Source organism: Micromonospora sp. M61 (genome assembly GCF_018070245.1).
GTDB classification, from domain to species: domain Bacteria; phylum Actinomycetota; class Actinomycetes; order Mycobacteriales; family Micromonosporaceae; genus Micromonospora; species Micromonospora zamorensis.
Genome location: NZ_JAGPYA010000050.1, coordinates 1 through 22,876, shown reverse-complemented (window position 1 = coordinate 22,876; position 22,876 = coordinate 1). Strand labels below are relative to the sequence as shown.

Here is a 22,876-nt window from a genome sequence, read left to right as displayed (position 1 = left end):
GCCGCAGGTGGTGGAGCACCGGCATTCCGGGAGTGGCGTCCGGCCGGGGCCGGCCGTTTGGTGGCAGGCTGAGGGGATGACTGAGACCCCGCTGCTGATCGTGGACGGCGCCAACGTTGTCGGCTCCCGCCCGAACGGGTGGTGGCGTGACCGCGCCGGCGCCGCGGCCCGGCTACGCGACTCGCTCGCCCCGGTGGCGACCGTCGGGCTGCCGGCCCGGCTGCCCGCCCCGGTCGAGGTGGTGCTGGTGGTCGAGGGTGCGGCGCGGGACGTGCCGGGCACCGAGGGCGTGCGGGTGGTCTCCGCCGCCGGCTCCGGCGACGACACAGTGGTCGAGCTGGTTGCCGACGCGCCCGAGCGCCGTCGGCTGGTGGTCACCGCGGACCGGGAGCTGCGCGGGCGGGTGACGGCGCTGGGCGCCGAGGTGTACGGCCCGCGTTGGCTCCGCGAGGCTCCCGCCAGCAACTGAGAAATTCTCGCACTGGGACTCCCACAGAACGGACTCCCGGCACTTCCGGGTGCCTTCCGGACAGGCGGGCAGGAACACCGACAGGGCGGATGTTCTTTCGCGGCCCCCGATAGGCTCTAATGGAGATCTCCCCGCCCCCAGGAGGTTCCGCCGTGGCGAGCGTCGCCGAGTTGAAGGCTGCCATTGATGTTGCCCTCCAACAGATCGGGGACGGGCAGACAGCCGTGCAGGCGGCCGGCGAGAAACTGTCCGAGGCGCAGCAGACCCTCGCCGGCGCGCTCGAGGGCAGCGGGCACGAGACGGTGGAGGCGGCCCAGTCGTCGCTGACACAGGCCAGCCAGGAGCTGGAGGAGTGTCTCGCCGCGACACTGGTCGCGGTGGAGCAGGCGCAGCTCTACGTCGCCACCCTGTAGGCACCATGTCCATCATCGAGGACGTCGGTGGGCAGGTCCGTGCCGCCAGCGAGGAGTTCCCGGTGGCCCTGCTCGGGCAGGCGCTGGAGAAGTTCGGCCTGGCAGCGGAGAGACTGCGCTGGGTACGCCAGGAGTCGGCCAACCCGATGGGGGTGCCGGAGCTGTCCGCCGCGACCGAGCACGCCGAGAGCGCCGGCTACGCGTTGCGGGTGGCACAGGAGCAGCTCTCGGCGTACCTGACCGCGATCGGGCTGGGCGCGGACGGCACCCCGGCGCCCCGCCCCGAACAACGCGCTCCCCGACACGACACGCCGCCGGCCGCCGGGCCCACAGCGGTCGCGCCGGAGCCGGCGGAGCAGGTGCGAATGAGCCGCTGGTGGTCGGTGCGGGTGGCCGAGCTGACCGGCGGGCGCGAGGGCACCGACGACGAACCCGACGAGCGGGTGGACGACTCCCAGGAGTTGCTGCGCCGAGTGGTGGGTGGTGTCCGCTCCGGCGACCGGGACCGGCTCCGCAAGGAGCTGCGCCGGGCTCCGGCCGACGTGGGGCTGGGCATGGCGGCGCTGGCGCCGCCCCTGCTGCGCGAGCTGGCCGGTGAGCTGCTGGGGCACCCGCCCCGCGCCACCGACCTCGGGCGGCTGCGCGGTGAGCTGGACGGGCGGGTACGCGACCTGCTGCCCGGGCTGCCGCCGCCGGTGCTGGAGACACTGCTGACCCGGGTGTGCCGAATGCCGCCACCGCGCGCCTCCGGGGAGCCGCCGCACGCGGCCGACTCCGCGGTCACCGCCGGGGTGGCGACCGGGCTGCTGCTCGCCCGACTCGGCCGGGACCTCCCCGCAGGCGGCGTGAAAGAGCCAGTGGGCGCGGGACAAGCGAACGGGGCCGAGCAACGAGGCGGTGCGGGGCAACCGGCGCGGGCCGGGCGGCCGGCCGGCGCGGGGCAGTCGGGCGGGGCCGGACAGTCGGCGGGCGCGGGCGCGCGCGTCAGCGGTGCTGTTCAGCGGCCGGGTGCGCAGCGCTCCGGTGGCCTGCTGCCGCACCCCGGTGGCCTGCCGCCGCGCACGGATGGTGTGCCGCCCCGCTCCGGTGGTGTGCCGCCGCGCTCGGGTAGCCCGTGGCGGGACGCGCCGGCTCGACGGAGCTCCGATGGCTGACCGGCGCGGCCAGTTGGCCAGCCGGGTCCGGGACACCCTCGCCGAGGCGTTGGGCGCGACCCGTACCCGCCTGTCCGCCGCCCAGGCCGAGCTGACCGCCGGGCGCGAACGGCTGGCCCGGGTCGAGCGGGCGGCTGCGGCCGTACCGGCACGGGTGGGCGCCCAGCGGGACCGCCGCGTCGCCGAGATCGACGCCCGCTACTCGACCCGGATCGCCGAGCTGGCCCGGCGCGCCGCCGACGCGGCCCGGCAGGAGGCGCCGGGCTGCGCGGGGGCCGACTGGGCGGGGTGGGCCCCGACGCCCGCCCGCCGCGCGGAGCCACCCGGCGCGCTACGGGTCGGCACGGTCCGGATCGACGGCGTCGACCCGGTGCCCGCGCTGGTGCCGCTGCTCGACGCCGGGCACGTACACCTGTCCGGGGACGATCGCGCCGGCTGCGACGCCGTGGTGTCCGCGTTGCTGCTGCGGGCCGCCGGCCGCGCCGACCCGGGCGCGGTACGCCTGGTCGGGTACGACCCGGAGCAGCTCGGCGGTGGCCTGGCCGGGTTCGCGCCGCTGGGCACGGCGGGGCTGCTCACCTTCGTCGGCCCCGGCGGCCTGGGCCCACTGCTGGACGACCTGGTGGAGCAGATCCGCCGGATCAACGAGACGGTGCTCGCCGGCGAGTACGCGTCGTTGCGCGAGCTGGCCGCGGCGACCGGCCGACGACCCGAGCCGTGGCGGGTGGCGGTGCTGCTCGGCGGTGATGAGCTCAACCGGCACGAGCGCGGGCAACTGGACCGGGTGGTACGCGCCGGCGCGGCCTGCGGGGTGCACCTGGTGGTCCACGGTGTGCCGCTGCCGGAGGACCCGACGGTGACCCGGGTGGTGGCCGGGGTGTCCGGCGCACGCATCGGCGGGTCGGCCGGGCTGCCCGTCCGCCTCGATCCACCGCCACCGGCGACGCTGGTCACCGAGACGTGCCGGGAGATCGCCGCCCGGGTGAACGCCGGCCCACCGCCGACCCCGTTCGCGGACCTGCTTCCCCCGCCGGAGCTGATGTGGCGGGAGGACTCATCCGACGGGCTGACCGCGCCGATCGGCGAGGGGCCGCAGGGCCGGCCGGTGCGGCTGACGCTGGGCGACTATCCACCGCACGCGCTGATCGGCGGACCGTCCGGCACCGGCAAGACCAACCTGATCTTCGCGTGGATCGGCGCCCTCGCCGCCCGCTACTCCCCCGCCGAGCTGGAGTTCTACCTGCTGGACTTCAAGGAGGGCGTGTCCTTCGCGCGGTTCGCGCAGGGCCGGCGCGACCCGAGCTGGCTGCCGCACATGCGCCTGGTCGGGATCAACGTCAACACCGACCGGGAGTTCGGCCTGGCGCTGCTGCGCTTCCTCGCCGAGGAGCTGCGTCGGCGCGCCGACGCGGCCAAGAAGCACGAGGTGACCAAGCTGGCCGAGCTGCGGGCCGTCGACCCGACCGGGCACTGGCCACGGATCGTCGCGGTGGTCGACGAGTTCCAGATGCTGCTGGCCGGTCGGGACGTGGTCGCCCGGGAGTCGGCCGACCTGCTGGAGGACCTGGCCCGACGCGGCCGGTCCCAGGGCATCCACCTGGTGCTCGCCTCACAGGACGTGCGGGGCATCGAGGCCCTGTGGGGCCGCCCCGCGCTGGTCGCCCAGTTCACCCTGCGCATCGCGTTGCCCAAGGCGCTGCGGATCCTCGCCGAACGCAACGACGCGGCACAGTCGCTGCCTCGCTGGCACGCGGTGGTCAACGCCGAGTCGGGCATGGTGGAGGGCAACGAGGTCGCCCGGATCCCGTCGGCCAGCGACTGGGAGACGTGGAGCGGTTTGCAGCACCGGCTGTGGCGGATGCGCCCGGCCGACGCCGCACCGGCCCGGCTCTTCGACGGCGACGCGATTCCCCGACTGGCGGACGCCCCGGACTTCCGTACGCTCGCCGCGCCCGCGGACGGGAGCGTGCCGCGCAGCCCGGTGGCGCTGCTCGGCGAGATCATCGACGTGCAGTCCCGCTCGGCGGCGCTGCGGCTGCCGCGCGCCCCCGGGCGCAATCTCGCCGTGCTCGGCACCCGGGTGGACGAGGCCTGCGCGGTGCTGGACGCGGCGGCCCGCTCACTGGCCCGCCAGCACCCGCCGGGGACCGCCCGGTTCTCCATCGCCTGCCTCGACGCCGACGCTGACCCGATCGCCCGTGCGCTCTACGACGACCTGGCCGACGACGCCGCCTGGTACGACGAGGAGACCGTCGGTGAGCTGATGGCCGAGACGGCCGACGGGCTGACCGGCCCGGGGAGCCCGCACTACCTGCTGCTGTTCGCTGTCGACGCGGCAGCCGGCGCGCTGGCCGCCCGAGCCGGCCGACGCACCGGGCTGGAGCAGCTGCGGCGGATCCTGCACGACGGGCCGGAACGACGGACGCACGTGCTGGCCTGGTGGCGGGGAGTGGCACGGATGCGTGCCGACCTCGGCGGGCCGGCCGCGCGTACCGACCAGATCGGCGCCTGGGTGGCGCTGGACACCCACGGCGGCGAGCTGGGTTCCTCGCTCTACCCGGGCACCGGCGGCCCGGACTGGTATCCCCGCCCCTGGCGGGGCCTCTTCTTCGACCGGGCGGTGCACCGCACCGGACAGGTGATCATCCCTTATGGTCCGTCGCGATGAACGAACCGGTGGCCAGCGAGACATACACGGCCCAGCTCCGACGATTGGCTGACCTGACCGCACGAGTGGGTGAGCAGCGCGCCGAGGCGCACACCTGGTACGAGCGGCAGTGCGCCGCTGCCGAGCGGGCCGTCGCCGACGCCGCCGAGCAGCTCCAGTACGCCGAGGAGGAGCTGGTCGCCGCCCGCGAGCAGCAGGAACGCGTCGACGCCGAGGTGGCCCACCTGTGGCAGCAGGTCCGCTCGCGCCTCGGCGCCCGTCGCCTCGGTGGCCCGCCCGCACCCGCGAACGGCACCACGGCCACCGATCCGGTGCTGCTGCTCGGCAAGGCCCGTGACCTGCTCGACCGCGCCGGGCAGCCGGGTGAGCTGCCCGGCTCGGTCAACCCGCTGCTGGCGCTGTGCGGGGTAGCCGGCGCCGTCCTGGCGTACGCCCTGGGGGTTGGGGCACGGGCGTTGGGCGTCGGGTACGGCGGCGATCTCGCGGTCGGGATGCCGGTGCTGGCGCTGGTGGTGACCCTGTTCGGGCCGTTGATCGGCCTGGTGCCGGCGCGGGTGCTGGCCGACCGCCGGCACGCGATGCTCGGCCCCCGGCCGATCACCGTGGTCCTCGGCGCCGGGGTGGTCACCACGGTGCTGCTGCTGGTGCTCGGCCGCTGAGCCGGTCGGGGCGTCCACAGAGGGTTGTCGAGTAGCCGACCGCAGGCGCGGCGACAATCAGAGCGCGGTCTTCGATACGGTACGTGAAATGGTCAGCTTCCTCATGAGTTACCGCTCCGACGACGATCACGCCGTCGCGCGCCTGCTCGATGACGCGCTGACCGCTCGATTCGGCAACGTGGGCGTCGTTCGCGACGATCCCCGCGCGATCCCGCCCGTCGCCGAGCTTCGACGCCGCCTGTCCGCCTCGGCGGCGCTCATAGTCGTGATCGAACCTCGCTCACGCGGCGAGTCGGCGGGCCCCGTGGAGCGCCTACCGGGTTTCAGCCTCCGGACGATCGCCGCCGCCTTCGCTCAGCAGGTCCCGGTCATTCCGGTGCTTGTGGACAACGCCGAACTGCCATCCGCCAGGCACCTGCCCGAAGCGCTCAGACCGCTTGGCGAGCAGCACTACCGGCGGATCCACACGGGCAGCGTCCAGGCGGACATCGGGCACCTGGTCGACGACCTCGTGACGGCCTTCGGTCGGGAGACCGCAACGGCCGGACCGCCGATCCCCCTGATCCTCAATGCGGAGCCGGTGCGGTGGTTCATGCCGCCCCCCAGCCACGGGCCCTCGGTGGCGGTCGTCTACTCGACCCGCCGAGGTGGTCTGGAGGCCGCCCACAGTGACCGGCTGATGTGGTGGCGGCACCCCGGGTTCGTGGCCCGCTACTCGACGCGCTACGAGGTGGACACCAGCGACCACTCGGTCGTCGTCAACCTCCGACTGCCGGCCAAGACCGGCGCGTACCACTTCGAGGCGTCGATCACCGTCGGCCTCCGGGTGACCGACCCGGCGCGGATCGTCCGACACGCAATCACGGACGCCGGGGTCCTGGTTCGCGAGTTCCTGCTGCACACCTGCCGGCTGATCACGGCGCGGTACGCCATCGACGAGATCAGGCGGGCCGAGGTCGCCGTCGACCGACGGCTTGCTGAGGACGCCTTCAAGCTCGGCGGCATCACCCTTCGGCGGAGCGACACCCGGCTGTCCCTCGACGAACGTACCCTCCGGTATCTGCGCGAGCGCGAGCCAAAGCGGCAACCAGGTGACCTGCGCGAACGCGCCGAGCACCGGCCGGCGTGGCCGCGCAGGCTGAGCATTTCGGCAAACGACGAGGACTACGATACGGCGCTCGGCGAGGACAGGGCGACACCGACGTTGAGCGAACCTCCGACCTGGCCCGGAACCCCGACCCGGCCCACCGCTACAGCGGGAGTTCCCTGGGACATGCAACCGACACCCCAGGCGAGACCTCCCTCCTCGGAGACTATTCCGACATCAGACCGGCAGCTGGTGGTCCGGGCTCCCACGCGAGTCCCGGCGGGTCGGGACCTGAGCGTCGAGGTGCGGCTCGTCTCCGAGGGACGATCGGTTCCTGCAGACGCCGTGTCGGCACGCATGCGGAGTTTTCTCGTCGCCGAGGCCGGCACACCGGTGACCGTGACCGTCCACGCGCCCGCCGGCCTGCACGCCGACGGCCCGCTCCAGCAGACCGTGCTGGTGATCCCGCACGAGGATCCGGATCCGATCCGGTTCGGTTTCGGGGCGGGTACCCCTGGTCTGCATCGTGTCGACGTGACCGCCTGGGCCGGCGGCACGTTCCTCACCGAGGTCTCGGTGGAGGTCTCGGTCGCGGACGGAGGGCCGTTCCGCGAGGGCCAGCCGAAGACGGCGCCGATGGGTGCCCCGCGGGCACGGCCGGGCGAGGTCACCATGGAGGTCCGGGTCGACGGGGGCCGGTACACCTTCCAGTTGCGCTCCGACTCGGCGCTGTTCGCCCCGGTCGTGGCGTCGGCCACGAACACACCGGACGCCGCGGTGGAGAACGCAATCCGGCAGATGCAGCAGTTGGCCGGCGGCGGTTCCCGCTACAGCGCGACGATGACCCGCGAGGTCATCCGGTCGACGGGCATCCAACTGTGGTCGGAAATGGTGCCGGACGACGTACGTAACCAGTTCTGGCAGGTCGGCACCGACATGAGCGCGTTCACGATCGCGACCGACCACGACGTGGTGCCGTGGGAGTTGCTCTACCCCCTCAGTGACAAGCGGGATGCCGGTTTCCTTGTCGAGCAGGTCCCCGTGGTCCGCCGCACCTACGGGCAGCACCGCACTGCGAAGGTCGGCCTGCGCAACCCGCACTTCGTGGTGCCGCCGAAGGCGCCGACCGGGGCGCACGAGGAGATCGCCGCCATCCGGGCGATCCTCGGCGCGGCCGAGCACCAACCGATCACCAGTGCGGACGTGCTGCTTGCTTTGATCAGATCTGGCGCCTTGGGCGCGACACACTTCGCCTGCCACAACACGTTCTCGTCGGACGGCTCGTTCATCGACATGGACGATGGCCGGTTCGCGCCATTCCTGCTTGCCGATGCGTGCGCCCGGAAACTGCTGGCGGAGACCAGCCCTCTGGTGTTCATCAACGCGTGCCGGAGCGCGGGCGTGGCCCCGACGTACACCAAAATGCTCGGCTGGGCGCAGCAGTTCATGTCGTCCGGAGCGGGCGCCTTCGTCGGCACGCTCTGGGCGGTGCGCTCGGACAGCTCGGCGCGCTTCGCGACCGCGTTCTACCGTTCCCTCGCCGACGGCGCCACGCTCGGCGCGGCGGCCCTCGCCGCCCGGGTCGAGCAGCAGGACGACCCGCTGGACCCGACCTGGCTGGCCTACACCGTGTACGGCGACCCGTTCGCCACCGCCGCCGTCTGAGCGGCCGGCACCTCAACCCGTGGAAAAGGATGGTGCGGCATGGACGTGACCGACTACAGCGTGCCCGTCGAGGAACTGGTGGCGGCGGTGAAGTACGCGGTGGAGCAGGCCGGCATCTCCACCACCGACGAGGGTCGGGACCTGCGGGTCGCCTCCGTTCAGCTGGTCCTGAGCGCGGTGGTCACCACGAAGGCCGGCGGTGGCGTGGACTTCCGGGTCCCGGTGATCGGCTGGAAGGTCAGGGTCGGTGGCACCCGCTCCCACCAGCGGACCCACACGATCGACATCACCCTCGTCGCCGAGGATCTCCAGGATCGGCACGAGCTGCGGCACAGCGCGGTCGCGGCGACCCTGGTGGACGCGATCACCACGATCCGCGCGGTGGTCGCCACCGCCGGTGGTGGTGACGACCCGCTGGTGTTGCGGACCGGCAGCGTCGAACTCGTCTTCGGCGTCACCGAGCAGGGCACGATCTCGCTCGGCGCGGAGGGCGAGCTGACCGACGAGATCACGAACACGCTCCGGATCGAGCTGGTCGCGGCGACCGCCGGGTAGCTCAGGCCGGGACCAGGACGGCCTCGCGCAGCAGCCGGCGGGTCAGGGTGACCCGGTCGGCGTCGTCGGGCAGGCCGGGCAGGTCACCGACCCGGGTGACCGCGCCGCTGAGCAGGACACGAGCCGCCGGCTCGCAGTCACCAGGCAGGGTGATCGTCCGGTCGAACAGCCGCAGCGCCACCGAGTCCGACCCGTGCGGCACCAACTGCCAGCGCAGGCCCGGCCGCAGGGTGACCCGGGAGTCGGCGTCCAGCGCGGCCACCGCGTCGGCCTGGGCGAGCGGCCGGATGGGTGCAGGGCGGGCGGCCGGCCAGGCACGTTGGCGCAGGCGCGCGGCGACCGCACCGGGGTCGGCACGCAGTAGCCAATCCCGCAGTGCGTCGACCGTCTCGGTCAGCTCCGGCTCGATGGCGTCCGGGTCGGCGACGTCGGTGCCGAACGGCAGGCTGGCCCGCAGCCGTTGGTCCTCGGCGGCCAGCGCCAACAGCTCCTCGACCAAGGCGTAGCGGGTGAGCGCACGGATGCCCACGGTCAGGTGCAGCGAGCTGGCGTCCTGCGCCTGCGCGCTGTGCAGCCAACCCCGGGGCAGGTAGAGGGCGTCGCCGGGGGCGAGCACCACGTCCAGCGCGGCGGGGCCCTGCGCGGTGGCACCAACCTCGTCGGCGCGGCCACCCCACGGCTGCTTCTCCAGCGGGTCGGGCAGCACCGGCGGGTGGATCCGCCAGTGTTTGCGGCCGTCGACCTGGAGGACGAACACGTCGTGGGTGTCGTAGTGGGTGGCGAAGCCCTGGCTGCCCGCCGGGGTGAGGTAGGCGTTGATCTGTAACGGCTGGTTGAGCGCGAGGCCCAGGTCACGGGCGAAGTCGACGAGCGGTGGCCAGATCCGGTGCAGACCCTGCAACACGAGCGTGGCGCCGGAGGCGTACTGCTCCAGGACCCGCTCGTCGAGCACCTGGTCGCCGATCTCGGCGCCCGCGCCACCACCGCCGGTCCAGCGCGCCGCCGGCACCAACTGGCCGTCCTTGGCGACGCGCAGAAAGGGGGTACGCAGACCGCGCCGGCTGAGCAGCTCGTCGGCGTCGGCGGGGCTGAGCAGGTCGGCGAAGCCGGATGCGTTGGGCAGCTCGGCGGCGCGGGAGAGCAGCGGGGTGTGTCCCCAGTGCGCGGCGGCGAACTTGGCCGGCTCGACCGAGACGCAACGGGCCAGTGCCTCGGCGGCGTTCGCGGACGGAACCGCCGGGCGGCCGTGGCCGCCCGGCGGGTCGAGGTGCGTCATGATGTGCCGCTACCGGGCGCTGCCGTCAGCGCCGCCGTCCTGCTGACCCGGGGTGGCACCACCGTCGGCGGGACCCTCCGCGCCACCGTCGGCGCCACCGTCGTGCTGACCCGGGGTGGCACCGCCATCGGCGGGACCCTCCGCGCTGCCATCGGCGCCGCCGTCGTGCTGACCCGGGGTGGCACCACCGTCGGCGGGACCTTCCGCGCCACCGTCGGCGCCACCGTCGTGCTGACCGGGGGTCGCGCCACCGTCGGCCGGGCCCTCCGCGCCGCCGCCGCCCATGGTCTGCATGTCGTCATCGTTGAGTGCCATCGGTACTCCCTTGGGTGTGCCGCCCCGCCGTGCGCCGGGGTCCGTCGTGCTGCGGGTGGTACCCCACGCGCGATCTTCTCTAACCCTCACCGTAGACGCCGAACCGGGGCGACACGGGCAGTTCGCGAGCGGCGGCCGAGAGTGCCAGGATGGGGTGGTGATCCTGGTGGGCACGTCCGGCTGGCAGTACCGGGACTGGCGGGGCCGCTTCTACCCGCAACAACTGCCGCAGCGGCTCTGGCTGGAGCACTTCGCGGCCGGGTTCGCCACGGTCGAGGTCAACAACGCCTTCTACCGGCTGCCGGAGCGGGAGACCTTCGCCGCCTGGCGGGCGCGCACACCGGCGGATTTCTGCGTGGCGGTGAAGATGAGCCGCTACCTCACCCACATCAAGCGGCTGCGCGATCCGGACGAGCCGGTGGCCCGGTTCCTCGGTCGCGCCACCGCGCTCGGTGACCGTCTCGGCCCGGTGCTGCTGCAACTGCCGCCGAACCTCCGGGCGGACGTCGACGCGCTCGACGCGACCCTGCGGCTGTTCCCGGCCGAGGTGCGGGTCGCCGTCGAGCCCCGGCACCCCTCCTGGTGGACCGACGCCACCCGGGCGGTGCTGGAACGGCGTCGGGCCGCGCTGGTCTGGGCCGACCGGCTGGGGCGCCCGGTCGCTCCGCGCTGGCGCACCACGGACTTCGGGTACCTGCGCCTGCACGAGGGGCGGGCACGGCCGTGGCCCCGCTACGGCCGCGCGGCGCTCACCTCATGGGTGCGGCGGCTGACCGACGCCTTCGGCGAGGACGAGCCGGCGTACGTCTATTTCAACAACGACCCGGGCGGCGCCGCCATCGTGGACGCTGTCGCGTTCGCCGCGCTGGCCCGGGCGGCCGGGCACCCGGTGTCGCGGGTGCCGACGCCGGCCGAGGCGGACACCTCCGGCGACTGAGCCCGCCCGAGGCGTTCCTCGGGCGGGCTCACGAGCGTCAGGCCGTCACGGCATCATCTTGGCGAGGTCCTTGGGCATGGTGTCCTTCACGTCCTGCCACTCGCCCTGGGTGACGTGTCGGCGCAGGGTGTCCAGCACCACCTGCGTCACCCGTTCCGGGCCGCCCTCCGCGTCGTACGGGAAGCCCTGACGGACCTCGTAGAGGAAGTCGTCCCGGTTGAGCTTGATCGGCACGTCGGACGGCACCCAGCCGTCGAAGTAGATCCCCCGCACGAGCACCGGCAACTGCTGGGCGAACTCGACGCTCTCGTCCACGGGCAGCCGGTCGCGCAGCAGGTGCAGCACCGTGCGCAGAGCCGCGTACGACTGGTTGCGCCGTTCCTTCGGCCAGCCGTAGGCGTTCTCGATGTCCTTGAGAATGAGGTTCGTCTTGTCCAGCGAGGACTCGAACGCTGAGATCATCGAGTCAGCCATCGGTCGACCCCCGTTCCACGCTGTCCCACCGTCGGTCATCGGCGCGGCGAGGCGGCCCCGATGGGCCGCGGCGTGCCCGCACCGGGCTGCCCTGCGGCGCGCGGCGGGCGTTGTCCGCCGTACCGACCACGTGCAGGACGGCACCGCGCCGTCGATCCGTCACCACTCGAACCGTCATCCCCGTCACCTCCGTGTCGTCTGCGGCGTCGACCACCCCCGGGCGGTCGTACCCACCGTCCCCAGCCTGCCGGCGCTGCGGGTGACCCGGCCCCACCCGGATCGGGTGAGGTCAGTTGGCGTCAAGGAGGCCAGCGAGGGTCTTCGCGTTGGTCTGCGCGTAGTCGCGGTAGCAGTTGTTCATCAACACGTGCGTCTGGCCGGCCTCGTCGGCCAGCTCGCGCAGCTTCGGCGCCCAGTCGGCCAGCTCCCGCTTGGAGTAGTGGTAGCCGAACTTCTCGTGGATGTCCTTGCTGGTCCACTTGTCACTGTGACCGTGGAAACGCACCACGGCGAGGTCCGCGGTGGCGGCCAGGATCGGGGGCAGCGACGAGCGGTGGCCCTGCGGCATGTCCACGCAGACGTACGGCAGTTTGTGCTCGCGCAGGAAGGCCAGGGTCTCGTCGGCGTTGTCGCCGTCGAACCAGGAGGCGTGCCGGAACTCGTAGACCGGGCGCAGCGGCGCGCAGCGCTTCGCCACCTCCAGCAGGTACTGCTTGTTGGCCCGCTTGATGGTGAACCAGGGTGGGAACTGGAACAGCAGCGCACCCAGCTTGCCCGCCTCGACCAGCGGGTCCAGGGCGGACAGGAAGCGCGTCCAGACCTCCTCGTACGACTGCGCGGGCAGGTCGTCGGGGTAGACGTTCTTCTTGTCGGTCTCCGGACGCAGGTCCTTGTAGAGGGCGCTGACCCGGGTGGGATGCCCGGTCAGTAGACTGAACGCCTTGATGTTGAAGGTGAAACCGGCCGGCGTGCGCTCGGCCCACAGCTTCGCGGTCGCCTCGGCGGGCGGCGAGTAGTAGGTGGCGTCCACCTCGACCAGCGGGAACTGCCGCGCGTAGTAGGCCAGCCGCTTCTCCGGGGTGTCCGCCGTCTGCGGGTACCAACCCGAGTCCAGCAAGGTGCGGTCGGTCCAGGACGCGGTGCCCACGAGGATGTCACCCATGGTTCAAATCCATCGCGTCACGGACCGACCGGCAACCGCTGACGTCGCTCAGGCCGCCCGCCGTTCGCGGGTCTGCTTGCAGGTCACACATGTGGTGGCGGCCGGGAAGATCTCCAGTCGCTCCACCGGGATCGCCGCCGAGCAGCCCTCGCACCAGCCGTAGGTGCCCTCGGCGAGCCGGCCGAGCGCGTGCTCGTACTGGGCGCGGCGGTCGAGGATGGTGCGCAACAGGGACTGCGCGGTGTCCCGCTCGGCGGTCTTGGTGCCGCTGTCGGCCTGGTCGTCGCCGGCGGTGTCGCCGACCTCCACCAGCCGCAGCACCTGGCTCTGGAGCACGGCCTGGTCGTACTCGGCGGTCAGCTCGTCGTAGCGCGCCTGCAGGGAGAGCCGGATCTGGTCGATCTCCGTCTGGGAACGGGTCGTACCGACCGTGTCGTGGACGAGCATCGCTGCCTGCCTTTCCTGGGCCTGTGGCTCACTGTGAACCGGGTGCCGGCGGCGTGAAGCCCCGGTCACGGTCGCAAACGGTGCGCGGGCGATCACCTGCGCTCTGTGAGCCGGGCGATTACCCACGGGATCGGCCGGGCAAACCGGCGAATTCCCGGGGCTTGTCAGCCGTCTCCGCCGGGCTCCACGAGCGCGGGGCGGCGGGGGTCGTCGGCTCGTACCACCACGTCGGCGAAGCTCGCCGGTACGACCTCCTCGGCGTAGCGGTCGAAGGCGGGCAGCGCCCACTTTTGGGCCGGTTCGGTGCGTCGCCGCAGCGCCGCCGGGGACAGCTCCAGGTGGACGGTGACGTCGAAGGGCAGACCGCCGCCGAGCAGCAGCGGGCCGCTGACGAGGACGACGCCTCCGGGTGGCAGGTCGACGTAGTGAGCACGGCTGGCCCGGTCGGCGTCGGCGTCCCAGAGCGACGGGAGCACCCGCCCGGTGCCGCCCGGGCCGGCCGGGTCGAGCACCTCCCGGCGCAGGCCGGCCTCGTCGACCCAGTTCTCGTAGAAGGAGTCCGGGTTGGTGCGGCCCAGCTCGTAGCGCAGGGACGCGGGGCGGAGGAAGTCGGTGGCGCGTACGTGCAGCACCGGACGGCCCCGAGCGCGTAGCGGGTCGACGAGCGCGGCGGCCAGCTCGTCCGGGCCGGCGGCGGGAGCACCGTCCACCGCCACCCGCAGCCGGGTGGGCCCGGTGGTCGCGGCACGGGTGGCGGCGTCGGCCAGCCGGCCGGTCAGCTCGGTGACGAGCAGGTCGGGCGAGATGGGACGGATGCGCACCGGACCATCCTGCCCCGCGTCGGGTGGGCGGGTGACGCCGGTCAGCTGCTGCGGTCGATGGTGACCCGGGCGTCGTCGGCCAGCCGGTAGCCCACGCCGTAGACGGTGGTGACCAGGGGTACGTCCACGCCGACCTTGCCGCGCAGCCGACGCACGTGCACGTCGACGGTGCGTACGCCGGCGTGCTCGTAGCCCCAGACGGCGTTGAGCAGTTGCAGCCGGGTGAACACCCGGCGCGGGTGGGCGACCAGGTGCAGCAGCAGGTCGAACTCCAGCCGGGTCAGCGGCAGCGGCTCGTCGTCGCGCAGCACCGAGCGGGACGAGGCGAGGATGTGCAGGGCCGGGATGGTCGGGCTGAGGGCCCGGGTCGGTGACCGGTTGGCGGGCGCCTGGTCGGGGCGGCGTTCGGTCGGAACGGACCCGATGATCACGCCCTCGCCGCGCTCCAGCATCTCCCGGGCGGCTTCGAGCAGCCGACGTGCCGCTGGGGTCAGCGACTCCTCACAGGCCAGCGGGATGGACAGCGTCACGGTGAGCACGGGCGTCGCGGTGTTCGCCGGGCGACGCTGACCGCCGGGCGGTCGACCGGGCACCGCGGGTTGCGACGTATGCCATCCGGCGCGCGACGAGGCAGGGCTGACCGACATGGTCCTCCTTGGGCTGGTCCGGGTATCTCCCCACGGCCCGGGACGCCGCTTCATCGATGCTTCCCGGCACCCGGGCGAGAATCAAGAGGCGGCTGCGTTGCATGAATGTGACAATTGACGAACACATCGGAGCCAGACGCTCGCTCTGCGTACGAAGCCTGATGATTACAGCAGAGTCGCCGAGATGCCCCGATACGGGGGTCCCCGCCCGGTTCACCGGGATGCTCGCAGGCCGCCGGACCAGGGCTTATCGGCTGTGGTCCACGCTGATCCGCGCCTCGTCGGCCAACCGGTAACCAACCCCGTAGACGGTGGTTACCACCTCCGAGCCGTCCAGCTTGGCGCGCAGCCGTCGAACGTGCACGTCCACGGTCCGGGCCACCGCGTGCTCGTACCCCCACACACTGGACAGCAGCTGGAGGCGGGTGAAGACCCGGCGCGGCCGCTCGGCCAGGAACAGCAGCAGCTCGTACTCGATGCGGGTCAGCGGGACGACCCGGTCGCCCTGGCGGACCATCCGCGAGCCGGCCAGGATGCGGACGTGGGCGGTGTCGGCGGACGGCGCGCCGGCGGCGGGGCTCGCGGCCGGTCGCGGCGCGGGCACCACGTCCTCTACGGTACGCAGCTGACCCTCCCCCGACTCGGCCAGCTCGCCGAGCAGCTGCACCAACCGGGCCAGCCGGGGGCTCAGCGGCCCGGGGACGAGGTCGATGGTGATGGTGAGGGTCGGACCGGTGCGCGGGCGGGCCGGGCGGGTGCCCGGGTGGCGGCGCGTGGGGATGGCGACGACGGACATGGTGCCTCCTGAGTGGCGGTACGCCCGCCACGCCGGGTGCGGCGTGACGGTCAGCGGCGCGCCCACCCGGTCTTGACGGGGGACGCGAGTGGGGAGGTGTGCAGCGGGGTCGGGCCGAGGGCTGGCAGGCCGGCGATCCGCCAGGCCGCGAAGCCGCCGACCACGTCGGTGGCCCGGTGCAGGCCGACGTCCTGCAGGGCGGCGGCGGCCAGCGACGAGGTGTAGCCCTCCTGGCAGAGGATCATCACCGGTACGTCGTAGTCGACCGCCTGCGGCAGTCGGGCCGGGCAGCGTGGGTCGAAGCGCCATTCCAGCACGTTGCGCTCGACAGTGAGCGAGCCCGGCACCACGCCGTGCGCGGCCCGCTGCGCTGCCGGTCGGATGTCGACCAGCAGTGCTCCGGCCCGGTACGCCAGGTGCGCGCGCTCCGGGTCCAACCGGTGGAGCCGGGCACGCGCGGCGGCCAGGATCTCGTCGATGCCCCGGGAGCCCGGCGGCGGCACGGGGGCCGGACAGTGCTCGGCGGTTACCTGCATGATCGGTTCCTTCCGGTGACAGGGAGTGGATCGTGGGCTCGCCGCGGTCACCAGGACCGGCCGGCTTCGGCGACCTCGGCGACCCGCAGCCGCCCGTCCACCAGGTGGTAGCGGGTCATCCGCAGCAACGCCGGCCGGTAGACGTGCACGCTGACCGCCGGCGCCGGCCCCTGGTTGGTCACCTGGTGCACGTGTCGGGGGCCGAAGCGGCGACCGGCGCCGGCGGGCAGCAGTCGTGGGCGCAACCGGCCGGCGGCGACCGTCTCCTCGGTGAGCGTGCCGCTGACGACCCGGAACCCTCCGGCCGAACCACCGTGGTCGTGCAGGTCGGTGCCCTGCCCGGGCAGCCAGCTCAGTGCCCACACCTCGTGGTCGTCGCCGACGTCGAGGCGCGCGTACCAGCGCTCGGCCGGGTCGAAGCGCAGCGCGACCGGCCAGCCGGCCGGGTCGGCCCACCGGGCGGCGACGGTGAGCAGGTCGGGCTCCGGGCGGCGGTGCGTCATGGCGGTTCCTCGCGGGTCGTTCGGCGGGGTGCCCTCGTACTCTAGACGGCAAAGCCTATAGGTTTAGTAGGTAATTCCACCTGCTGGGACGCAGGTCAGACCCGGTGTCGATCAGCGCAGCACCGGCGGGTCCACCCGGTAGCCGGGCAGCGAGGGCCACCGCACGGTCAGGACCACCGACGCGCGCTCCGCGAACCAGGAGTGGTCCACTCCCCGACCCCACACCACGTAGTCGCCCGGCGCGGCCAGCCGTACCGTGCGGTCCGGCAGCTCCACCCGGAAGCACCCCTCGATGAGTACGAGCAGAGTGGTGCGCCGCTCCCCGGTCGCCCACTGGGACCGGGCCTGCCCGGGCGGGTGCACTCCCCACTTCACCTCGACGTCGGCGCTGTGCCGGATCTCCCCCGGCGGCGCGAAGTGCCCGAGCAACCAACCGGCATTGGTGGCACCGTCGACACCCGCGTTGCCCACGTACACCGTCTCCGCCATCGGACCCCTCCCCCAGCACACCGGCCGAGCAACGTATCAGGACCGCTGCGACTAACCTGGACCGGTGACCGACCACCTCGACGCCGAGACGCTGGCGTTCGCGCACCGGATGTTCGACCTGGCCCGGGCCGGCTCCACCGAGGAGCTGGCCGCACAGCTCGACGCCGGCCTGCCCGTCAACCTCACCAACGACAAGGGCGACACGCTGCTGATCCTGGCCGCGTACCACGCCCACCCGGACACGGTGGCCGCCCTGCTCAGTCGCGGCGCCGACCACTCCCGGGCCAACGACCGGGGTCAGACCGCGCTGGCCGCCGCGGTGTTCCGCAGCAGCACCGAAGCGGTCCGCGCGCTCCTCGCCGCCGGCGCCGACCCGGCACACGGCAACCCCTCGGCGCTGGAGACCGCGCAGTTCTTCGACCTGCCGGAGATGACGGAGCTACTGCGCGCCGGCTGACACCAGCGCCGACGGGCCGGTATACAGGGTCGGTGGAAGATCCCCTGCCCGAGCAGATGCGGGCCGCCGGCACCACGCTGCTGGCCGCGCTCGACCCCGCCGCCCGCGACAGCGCCGTGCACCCGTTCGACGACGAGTCGTCCCGACGCTGGCTGGAGTACCGGCCTCGACCCCGGCCCGGCGTCTGCCTCGCCGAGCTCGACGTCGCCGGCCGCAAGGCCGCGCACCGGTTGCTGGCCACCGCGCTCAGCCCTTCGGCGTACGCCCAGGCGATGGCGATCATCGCGCTGGAGGAGGTGCTGGACCGCGCCGAAGGCTGGCACCGCGGGCGGCACAGCGGTGACTACTGGGTGGCCGTGTTCGGTGACCCGGCGCGCGACGACCGCTGGGCGTGGCGACTCGAAGGGCACCACCTGTCGGTGAACATGACAGTGGTGGACGGTCAGGTCTCCCCCGCACCGATCTTCTTCGGCGCCAACCCGGCAGCCGTCCGCTACGCCGGCCGCCCGGTCTCCCGCCCACTCGGCATCGAGGAGGACCTGGGCCGGGCACTGCTCGACGCGATCGGGCCGGCCGAGCGATCCGCCGCGATCATCGCCGACGAGGCGCCCGCGGACATCATCAGCGCCACCCGCGGGCAGGTCGACGCCCCGCTGGAGCCGCTCGGCGTGCCGTCCGACCGGTTGGGGCCGACCGGGCGCGCACTGCTCGACCAGGTGGTCGCGCTCTACCTGGACCGGCTGCCGCCCGAGCTGGCCATCCGCGAGGCGCGCCGACTGGACGCCGGCCGGCTGCACTTCGCCTGGGCCGGGCCGACCCATCCCGGGCAGCGGCACTACTACCGGGTGCAGGGCGACGACCTGCTGATCGAGTACGACAACACGAGCGCCGACGGCAACCACGCCCACACAGTGCTACGCCGCCCCGCCAGCGACTTCGGCGCCGATGTCCTGGCAACCCACCACAAGGACCACCACTAGTCTGCCCTGCCCTGCCCCGCCCCGCCCCGCCCCGCCCCGCCCCGCCGGTCGATCATGGACTTGTGGTGGGCGGCTTGGCCCGGTGCACCACTTTTGCGGGGCACCACAAGTGCATGATCGCCGCGGTCAGGGGTCAGGGCCGGGTCGCCTCGATGAGGAAGCGTTGGGCGTGGGCGGTGAAGGGGCCCTCGGTGGTGATGCGATCGTGCAGGGCCAGGAGTTGTTCGCGGTAGCGGTCCACGGTGAACCCGGGCACCGTCCAGATCACCTTGCGCAGGAACCAGACCACCGCACCGATGTCGGAGAAGGTCGACCGCAGGGTCGCCCGACGCAGGTCGACCACCCGCAGACCAGCGTCTTCGGCGGCGGCCGCCGCGTGTTCGGGATGCCGGTGGGCCGGCGGCGGCAGCGGGCCGAGGATCGCCTCACTCAACTCCCGCATGGTGCCCGCCCCGATCTGCTGGGACAGGAACGTCCCGCCCGGCCGCAGCACCCGAGCGGTCTGCACCCAGTCGGTCCGCACGGGATGCCGACTGACCACCAGGTCGAACGAGGCGTCGCGGAAGGGCAGCGGCCCGTCCGGGTCGACCGCCACCACCGTCGCGCCCACCCGGCGCAGGGTGCGCCGGGCAACCTCCACGTTGGGCGGCCAGCCCTCGGTGGCCATCAGCAGCTTCGGCGGACGCGGCACCTCGGCGAGCACCTCGCCGCCGCCGGTGTCCACGTCCAGAGCGGCGGTGGCGCGCGCCATCCGATCGGCGACCAGTCGGGCGTACGCCCACTGTGGACGCTCCTCGGTAGCCCGGCCGGACAGCCAGTCGAAGCCCCAACCGTCGATCGGCGCGGCTGCTGCCTCGGCGATCAACTCCTCGGCGTTCCGTAGATCGGTCATGGCGGTCAGCCTCACCGGCCGGCCACCCGACCGGCAACTCATTTGCGCCCGCCACCGCCACGGTCCGCCCGGGCGGGTCGGATCAGGGCCGACCGGCCGGACCGGTCACCGCCCGTCCAACCGGGTCACAGGTCGGACGAACCAGGCGGGTCGGATCAGGGGCCGGCAGGCGCGGGGCCGGCAGCGTGGGGCCTGTAATGCTCTGCCGGCAGTGCGCATCAGGGGCGCGGGCGGACGATCTCGACGGTGCCGTTGGCGAGTGCGTCGAGGCCGCCGGTCTCGGAACGGCCGGCGTCGAACTGGCGCATCAGCCGGGCGCCCAGGTGCACGCCGATGCCACCGGCGGCCAACGCGACCAGCTCGGTGATCAGGATCGCGGCCGACGCGCCGTGCTCCGGTGACTGCGACCGGACCAGGCAGGTAAGCAGGAACATGCCGGCCATCACCGCGTTAACCAGGTTGAACGCGACCGCCGTGCGGCGGGTGCGGTCGACCGGCACGTCCCACAGATCGACCATGCCGGCCACCGCGGTCAGTGCCGCGGCGACGAGGGCGGCGACGCCGGTCCAGTAGCCGACCTCGCCGAGGAACGCCGGCCCGCCGATGACATCGGTGAGGTCGAAGACGGTGGCGCTGACGAAGAGCCCGAGCGGGAACGTCACCAGCATCGGTTGGATCGGGTGGCCCTGCACGCGCAGCCGGCTCTGCATCGGTCCTCCCCCAGGTCGGCGCAGCTCACCTGACCAGAGTGCTACCCGAGACCGGCTGGGACGAAACGATGCCGCCCGACTCGCCGCCGAGAGGGAGAACGGGCACCGCGCGGAAACGGGCACCCGTCTTCCCTGTCACGTCCCCGCGTGTTGCGGCGGCGATCCGGCCGATCGAGCTTGCCGACGGGTTCTGGCGTGCGCTACTGCTTCAGCGCCGTCGACGACGAGCGGCCAGGGGGCACCTTTGCCCTCCTGCTCGGTCGACAGCGCGAGGAGGACGACCAGGTGTTGCTGTTCAGAACGTTGGTGACGGCGCGTAGTGGTGGGCAAGGTTGGTGGCGAGGTCGCGGAGGTGAGCCCTGGCTTCGGTGGGGCCGTGCACAGTGACGGCGTTCCCGAACGGCAACAGTGCTCGCACGTCCTCCAGATGCAGGAAGCGAATCGTCACCTTGTGGCCGGTGGCGGATTCTTCATCGTCGTCCCGGACGAGTCGTAGGCCAAAGATCCGTTGCGCTCGCTCGATCTGGGTCTGGTCGATGGTGGCGCTGACCTCTATCGCGTGGTTACGTTCCCACTGATCAATGAGCGCTGCAGCGACGGTGGCCAGGGTGTGGTTTTCGCGGAGCCGTCGTGGCTGGTCGACTTCCTTCCACGTGGTGATCCGTTCGAGTCGGTACATCCGTGGCACTCGGGCACAGTCGGCGACGAGGTACCAGATGCCGGCCTTGGCGAGCAGCCCGTAGGGATCCACGACCAGGTCCCGTGGGCATGGCTCGCGAGGGCTGTCGTACTCAATCCGTAGCTGGCGACCTCGCCGCACGGCGCCGATCAGTGAAGCCGGAGTCGTGCCGGAAGCTCGTGTCTGGTGCCAGGGACGGCTGTCCACGTGCACGACGTCGGTGAGCGGCAGGTGCTCATGAACTCGACGTGACTGTGTCGCGGCGAGCTTGGCGAGCGCGCGTCGGCTTTCGGCCGATGCGTTGAGCTCCGCGCGTTGCTTCTCATCCAGCCCGATGAGCGAAAGATGATCATGCTCGCCAGGCGTGAGTCGCGTGAGGTCGAGCCCGGACCCGGGCAGCATGGTCACGCCGCCGAGGCGGCCCCGGTGTGCGGTCACCGGCAGACCTGCGTCGCGGAGCCAGTTCAGGTCCCGGGTGATGGTTCGGAGGGAAACCCCGAGCGCCGAGGCAAGTTCCTGGGTGGTCGCGCCATCCCTCGATTCGAGCAGCAGCATCAGTGCGAAGAAGCGGTCCGGGTTCACACGCGGAGTTTTCCAGGAAATTGCGACACGATACGGCGCATATTCCGGCCAGGCTGGCGGGTGCGCACCTACGACCAGCGAGAAGGAACAACCATGACCAGATCCGTCGTGTCCATCGTCTACGTGAACGACGCTCCCGCCGCAGCTCGTTTCTACGGCGACCTCCTTGACATGAACCCCTCGTTCGAGACTCCGGGATACATCACCTTTGACCTCGGGCCGGGCGCTGACCTCGCTGTGTGGTCTGGCCAGTTCGAGGATCTGTCGCCGGACGTCCCGCGTACCAGTGAGGTTTGCCTGGCCATCGGCGGCGGTGGACCCGACGAGGTCGTCGCGATCTTCAAGCAGTGGCAGTCCAAGGGGGTCACGATCCTGCAGGAGCCGCATGATGCGGGGTTTGGGCTGACCTTCCTCGCAGCCGATCCCGACGGGAACCGCATCCGGGTCGCACCGCGGGGCTGAACGGCCACAGTGCAGTTTCGCCTGGTCTCCCGGGCCAGCCGGGCGAACGAGGAACGCGTCAGGTACAACCTCAGCCGAGCGTCAACCCGCTGGTCCGGATCGACCAGCAAGACGTCGCCGGGGTCGATCCGGCACGCTGCCTCACGCTCACGGAGATCGGTCCACCGATGGAGCACGGGGTGATCACTTGCTACTACGGTGCCGGTCCTCGGCACCCAACGCACCCGCCAAAGGGGATCGACGGGGCAACACTGAGGGTCGTCACCCGAAGATCTAACAGGGAAGAACCCACACGCCTGATCGACTCGGGATTCAGGAAACCGGGCCATCCAAGAGCCCCGGATACCCCGGTATCAAGGAACCCGAGTCGATCAGCGCGGTGCCGCCAACGCCGAGCAGGCTGCGCGACACGTGGTCGGTCAGGCGTCGCGAGGGCGGGAGACCGTCCGGACCAGTCGCTCGGCCACCTCGCGCAGCGGAATGTCCAATGACGACGCGGCGGTGCGCAGCACGTCGAGGGCCTCAGCTGGCGGGCACCCGCGCTGAGTCATGATCACCCCGACGGCCTGGCCCACCACCCCGTCGTGCAGCAGCGAGGCGTCCCGCTCGCCGGCGAGCGTGAGTTGCCGCTTGCGGTCACGGACGGCCGCCAGCAGCAGGCCGGCGTGTTCGGCGAGCAGCATCGCGGTCAACTGGTGTTGCGGGGTCAGCAGCTCCGGCGAGGCGGCGTAGAGGTTGATCGCGCCGATCACCTGGTCGTCGATGTCCACCGGCGCGGAGATGACCCCGCGCACGCCGAGATCCCGGGCGCGCGCCGTCCAGACCGGCCAGCGGGTCTCGCCGGCCAGATCGGCGGCGAGGATCATCTCGCGGAGTTGGATGGCGCTCATCGCCGGCGAGTCCGGCCCGTGTCGCAGGTCGTCCAGCCCGGCCAGCCGCTCGTCGGAGGCGGCCACACCGGCGGGTTCGCCGGCGCGCAGGGCGGTGAACCCGCACCAGCGCACTCCGGCCACGGCGTCCCGGGTGACCCGGACCAGCGCC

General features: G+C 72.6%; 26 protein-coding genes. 11 read left to right on the top strand and 15 right to left on the bottom strand.

Annotated features, from left to right (window positions below; translation table 11 throughout):
- The first annotated feature begins 76 nt into the window (after positions 1 to 76).
- The 7 genes from KBX34_RS24760 to KBX34_RS24730 all read left to right on the top strand — a co-directional run bounded on the left by KBX34_RS24760 (position 77) and on the right by KBX34_RS24730 (position 8,670).
- Positions 77 to 469 carry a hypothetical protein gene (locus tag KBX34_RS24760; RefSeq protein ID WP_088948040.1) on the top strand — a complete coding sequence of 131 codons (393 nt, stop codon included), beginning with the start codon at positions 77 to 79 and terminating at the stop codon, positions 467 to 469.
- Positions 470 to 621: 152 nt separating this feature from the next.
- The gene (locus KBX34_RS24755) at positions 622 to 882 is read left to right on the top strand and encodes a hypothetical protein (protein WP_088948039.1); all 261 of its coding nucleotides are present in this window, start codon (positions 622 to 624) and stop codon (positions 880 to 882) included.
- A gap of 5 nt (positions 883 to 887) precedes the next feature.
- Entirely contained in the window at positions 888 to 2,036 is a 1,149-nt protein-coding gene (locus tag KBX34_RS24750; protein ID WP_210927212.1) for a hypothetical protein, read from the top strand.
- Positions 2,029 to 4,704 (top strand): FtsK/SpoIIIE domain-containing protein, encoded by a 2,676-nt coding sequence (locus tag KBX34_RS24745; protein ID WP_088948037.1) that lies wholly within the window; start codon positions 2,029 to 2,031, stop codon positions 4,702 to 4,704. Before KBX34_RS24750 ends, KBX34_RS24745 begins: the two co-directional genes overlap by 8 nt.
- Entirely contained in the window at positions 4,701 to 5,363 is a 663-nt protein-coding gene (locus KBX34_RS24740; protein ID WP_141909295.1) for a hypothetical protein, read from the top strand. The genes KBX34_RS24745 and KBX34_RS24740 overlap by 4 nt, the downstream gene beginning before the upstream one ends.
- A gap of 88 nt (positions 5,364 to 5,451) precedes the next feature.
- Positions 5,452 to 8,115 (top strand): CHAT domain-containing protein, encoded by a 2,664-nt coding sequence (locus KBX34_RS24735; protein WP_210927210.1) that lies wholly within the window; start codon positions 5,452 to 5,454, stop codon positions 8,113 to 8,115.
- A gap of 39 nt (positions 8,116 to 8,154) precedes the next feature.
- Entirely contained in the window at positions 8,155 to 8,670 is a 516-nt protein-coding gene (locus KBX34_RS24730; RefSeq protein WP_210927208.1) for a trypco2 family protein, read from the top strand.
- Between the two features lies 1 nt (position 8,671).
- Here the strand turns inward: KBX34_RS24730 and KBX34_RS24725 are convergent, their stop codons facing one another.
- The gene (locus KBX34_RS24725) at positions 8,672 to 9,946 is read right to left on the bottom strand and encodes a cupin domain-containing protein (protein WP_210927206.1); all 1,275 of its coding nucleotides are present in this window, start codon (positions 9,944 to 9,946) and stop codon (positions 8,672 to 8,674) included.
- A 9-nt stretch (positions 9,947 to 9,955) separates the two neighbouring features.
- The gene (locus KBX34_RS24720) at positions 9,956 to 10,261 is read right to left on the bottom strand and encodes a hypothetical protein (protein WP_099853213.1); all 306 of its coding nucleotides are present in this window, start codon (positions 10,259 to 10,261) and stop codon (positions 9,956 to 9,958) included.
- A gap of 157 nt (positions 10,262 to 10,418) precedes the next feature.
- Between KBX34_RS24720 and KBX34_RS24715 the strand changes: the two genes are divergently transcribed.
- On the top strand, positions 10,419 to 11,198 hold the full coding sequence (locus tag KBX34_RS24715; protein WP_210927204.1) for a DUF72 domain-containing protein: 780 nt from the start codon (positions 10,419 to 10,421) through the stop codon (positions 11,196 to 11,198).
- A gap of 45 nt (positions 11,199 to 11,243) precedes the next feature.
- Here KBX34_RS24715 and KBX34_RS24710 read toward each other — a convergent pair whose 3' ends face one another.
- From KBX34_RS24710 to KBX34_RS24670, 9 genes are all read right to left on the bottom strand, one after another.
- Positions 11,244 to 11,672 (bottom strand): DUF2267 domain-containing protein, encoded by a 429-nt coding sequence (locus KBX34_RS24710; RefSeq protein ID WP_088948032.1) that lies wholly within the window; start codon positions 11,670 to 11,672, stop codon positions 11,244 to 11,246.
- A gap of 289 nt (positions 11,673 to 11,961) precedes the next feature.
- On the bottom strand, positions 11,962 to 12,834 hold the full coding sequence (locus KBX34_RS24705; protein WP_099853209.1) for a DUF72 domain-containing protein: 873 nt from the start codon (positions 12,832 to 12,834) through the stop codon (positions 11,962 to 11,964).
- Positions 12,835 to 12,882: 48 nt separating this feature from the next.
- Positions 12,883 to 13,281, bottom strand: a complete 399-nt coding sequence (locus KBX34_RS24700) for a TraR/DksA C4-type zinc finger protein (protein ID WP_088948030.1) — start codon at positions 13,279 to 13,281, stop codon at positions 12,883 to 12,885.
- Between the two features lie 164 nt (positions 13,282 to 13,445).
- The gene (locus KBX34_RS24695; RefSeq protein ID WP_210927202.1) at positions 13,446 to 14,102 is read right to left on the bottom strand and encodes a uridine kinase; all 657 of its coding nucleotides are present in this window, start codon (positions 14,100 to 14,102) and stop codon (positions 13,446 to 13,448) included.
- 41 nt (positions 14,103 to 14,143) lie between these two features.
- A complete protein-coding gene (locus tag KBX34_RS24690; RefSeq protein WP_088948028.1) occupies positions 14,144 to 14,749 on the bottom strand; it encodes a winged helix-turn-helix domain-containing protein in 606 nt (201 codons plus the stop codon).
- Between the two features lie 247 nt (positions 14,750 to 14,996).
- Positions 14,997 to 15,545: a winged helix-turn-helix domain-containing protein gene (locus KBX34_RS24685; RefSeq protein ID WP_210927200.1), complete on the bottom strand. Its 549-nt coding sequence runs from the start codon at positions 15,543 to 15,545 to the stop codon at positions 14,997 to 14,999.
- 50 nt (positions 15,546 to 15,595) lie between these two features.
- Entirely contained in the window at positions 15,596 to 16,081 is a 486-nt protein-coding gene (locus tag KBX34_RS24680; RefSeq protein ID WP_088948027.1) for a rhodanese-like domain-containing protein, read from the bottom strand.
- A 47-nt stretch (positions 16,082 to 16,128) separates the two neighbouring features.
- Complete coding sequence (locus tag KBX34_RS24675) at positions 16,129 to 16,584, bottom strand: cysteine dioxygenase family protein (protein ID WP_210794161.1); 456 nt, start codon at positions 16,582 to 16,584, stop codon at positions 16,129 to 16,131.
- A 111-nt stretch (positions 16,585 to 16,695) separates the two neighbouring features.
- Positions 16,696 to 17,073, bottom strand: coding sequence for a signal peptidase I (locus KBX34_RS24670; protein WP_088948025.1), 378 nt, complete (start codon positions 17,071 to 17,073; stop codon positions 16,696 to 16,698).
- A gap of 64 nt (positions 17,074 to 17,137) precedes the next feature.
- Between KBX34_RS24670 and KBX34_RS24665 the strand changes: the two genes are divergently transcribed.
- A complete protein-coding gene (locus tag KBX34_RS24665; protein ID WP_088948024.1) occupies positions 17,138 to 17,530 on the top strand; it encodes an ankyrin repeat domain-containing protein in 393 nt (130 codons plus the stop codon).
- A gap of 32 nt (positions 17,531 to 17,562) precedes the next feature.
- A complete protein-coding gene (locus tag KBX34_RS24660; RefSeq protein ID WP_210927198.1) occupies positions 17,563 to 18,510 on the top strand; it encodes a DUF3500 domain-containing protein in 948 nt (315 codons plus the stop codon).
- A gap of 133 nt (positions 18,511 to 18,643) precedes the next feature.
- Here KBX34_RS24660 and KBX34_RS24655 read toward each other — a convergent pair whose 3' ends face one another.
- The 3 genes from KBX34_RS24655 to KBX34_RS24645 form a co-directional block, all read right to left on the bottom strand.
- A complete protein-coding gene (locus KBX34_RS24655) occupies positions 18,644 to 19,402 on the bottom strand; it encodes a class I SAM-dependent methyltransferase (protein WP_210927196.1) in 759 nt (252 codons plus the stop codon).
- Between the two features lie 218 nt (positions 19,403 to 19,620).
- Positions 19,621 to 20,112: a DUF2231 domain-containing protein gene (locus tag KBX34_RS24650; RefSeq protein ID WP_210927194.1), complete on the bottom strand. Its 492-nt coding sequence runs from the start codon at positions 20,110 to 20,112 to the stop codon at positions 19,621 to 19,623.
- Positions 20,113 to 20,407: 295 nt separating this feature from the next.
- Positions 20,408 to 21,373: a YafY family protein gene (locus KBX34_RS24645; protein ID WP_210927192.1), complete on the bottom strand. Its 966-nt coding sequence runs from the start codon at positions 21,371 to 21,373 to the stop codon at positions 20,408 to 20,410.
- Between the two features lie 93 nt (positions 21,374 to 21,466).
- On the opposite strand from KBX34_RS24645, the gene KBX34_RS24640 reads away from it, so the two are divergent.
- On the top strand, positions 21,467 to 21,835 hold the full coding sequence (locus KBX34_RS24640) for a VOC family protein (RefSeq protein WP_210927190.1): 369 nt from the start codon (positions 21,467 to 21,469) through the stop codon (positions 21,833 to 21,835).
- 419 nt (positions 21,836 to 22,254) lie between these two features.
- Here KBX34_RS24640 and KBX34_RS24635 read toward each other — a convergent pair.
- On the bottom strand, positions 22,255 to 22,876 hold a 622-nt coding region (locus KBX34_RS24635), incomplete at its 5' end, for a GAF and ANTAR domain-containing protein (protein ID WP_210927188.1).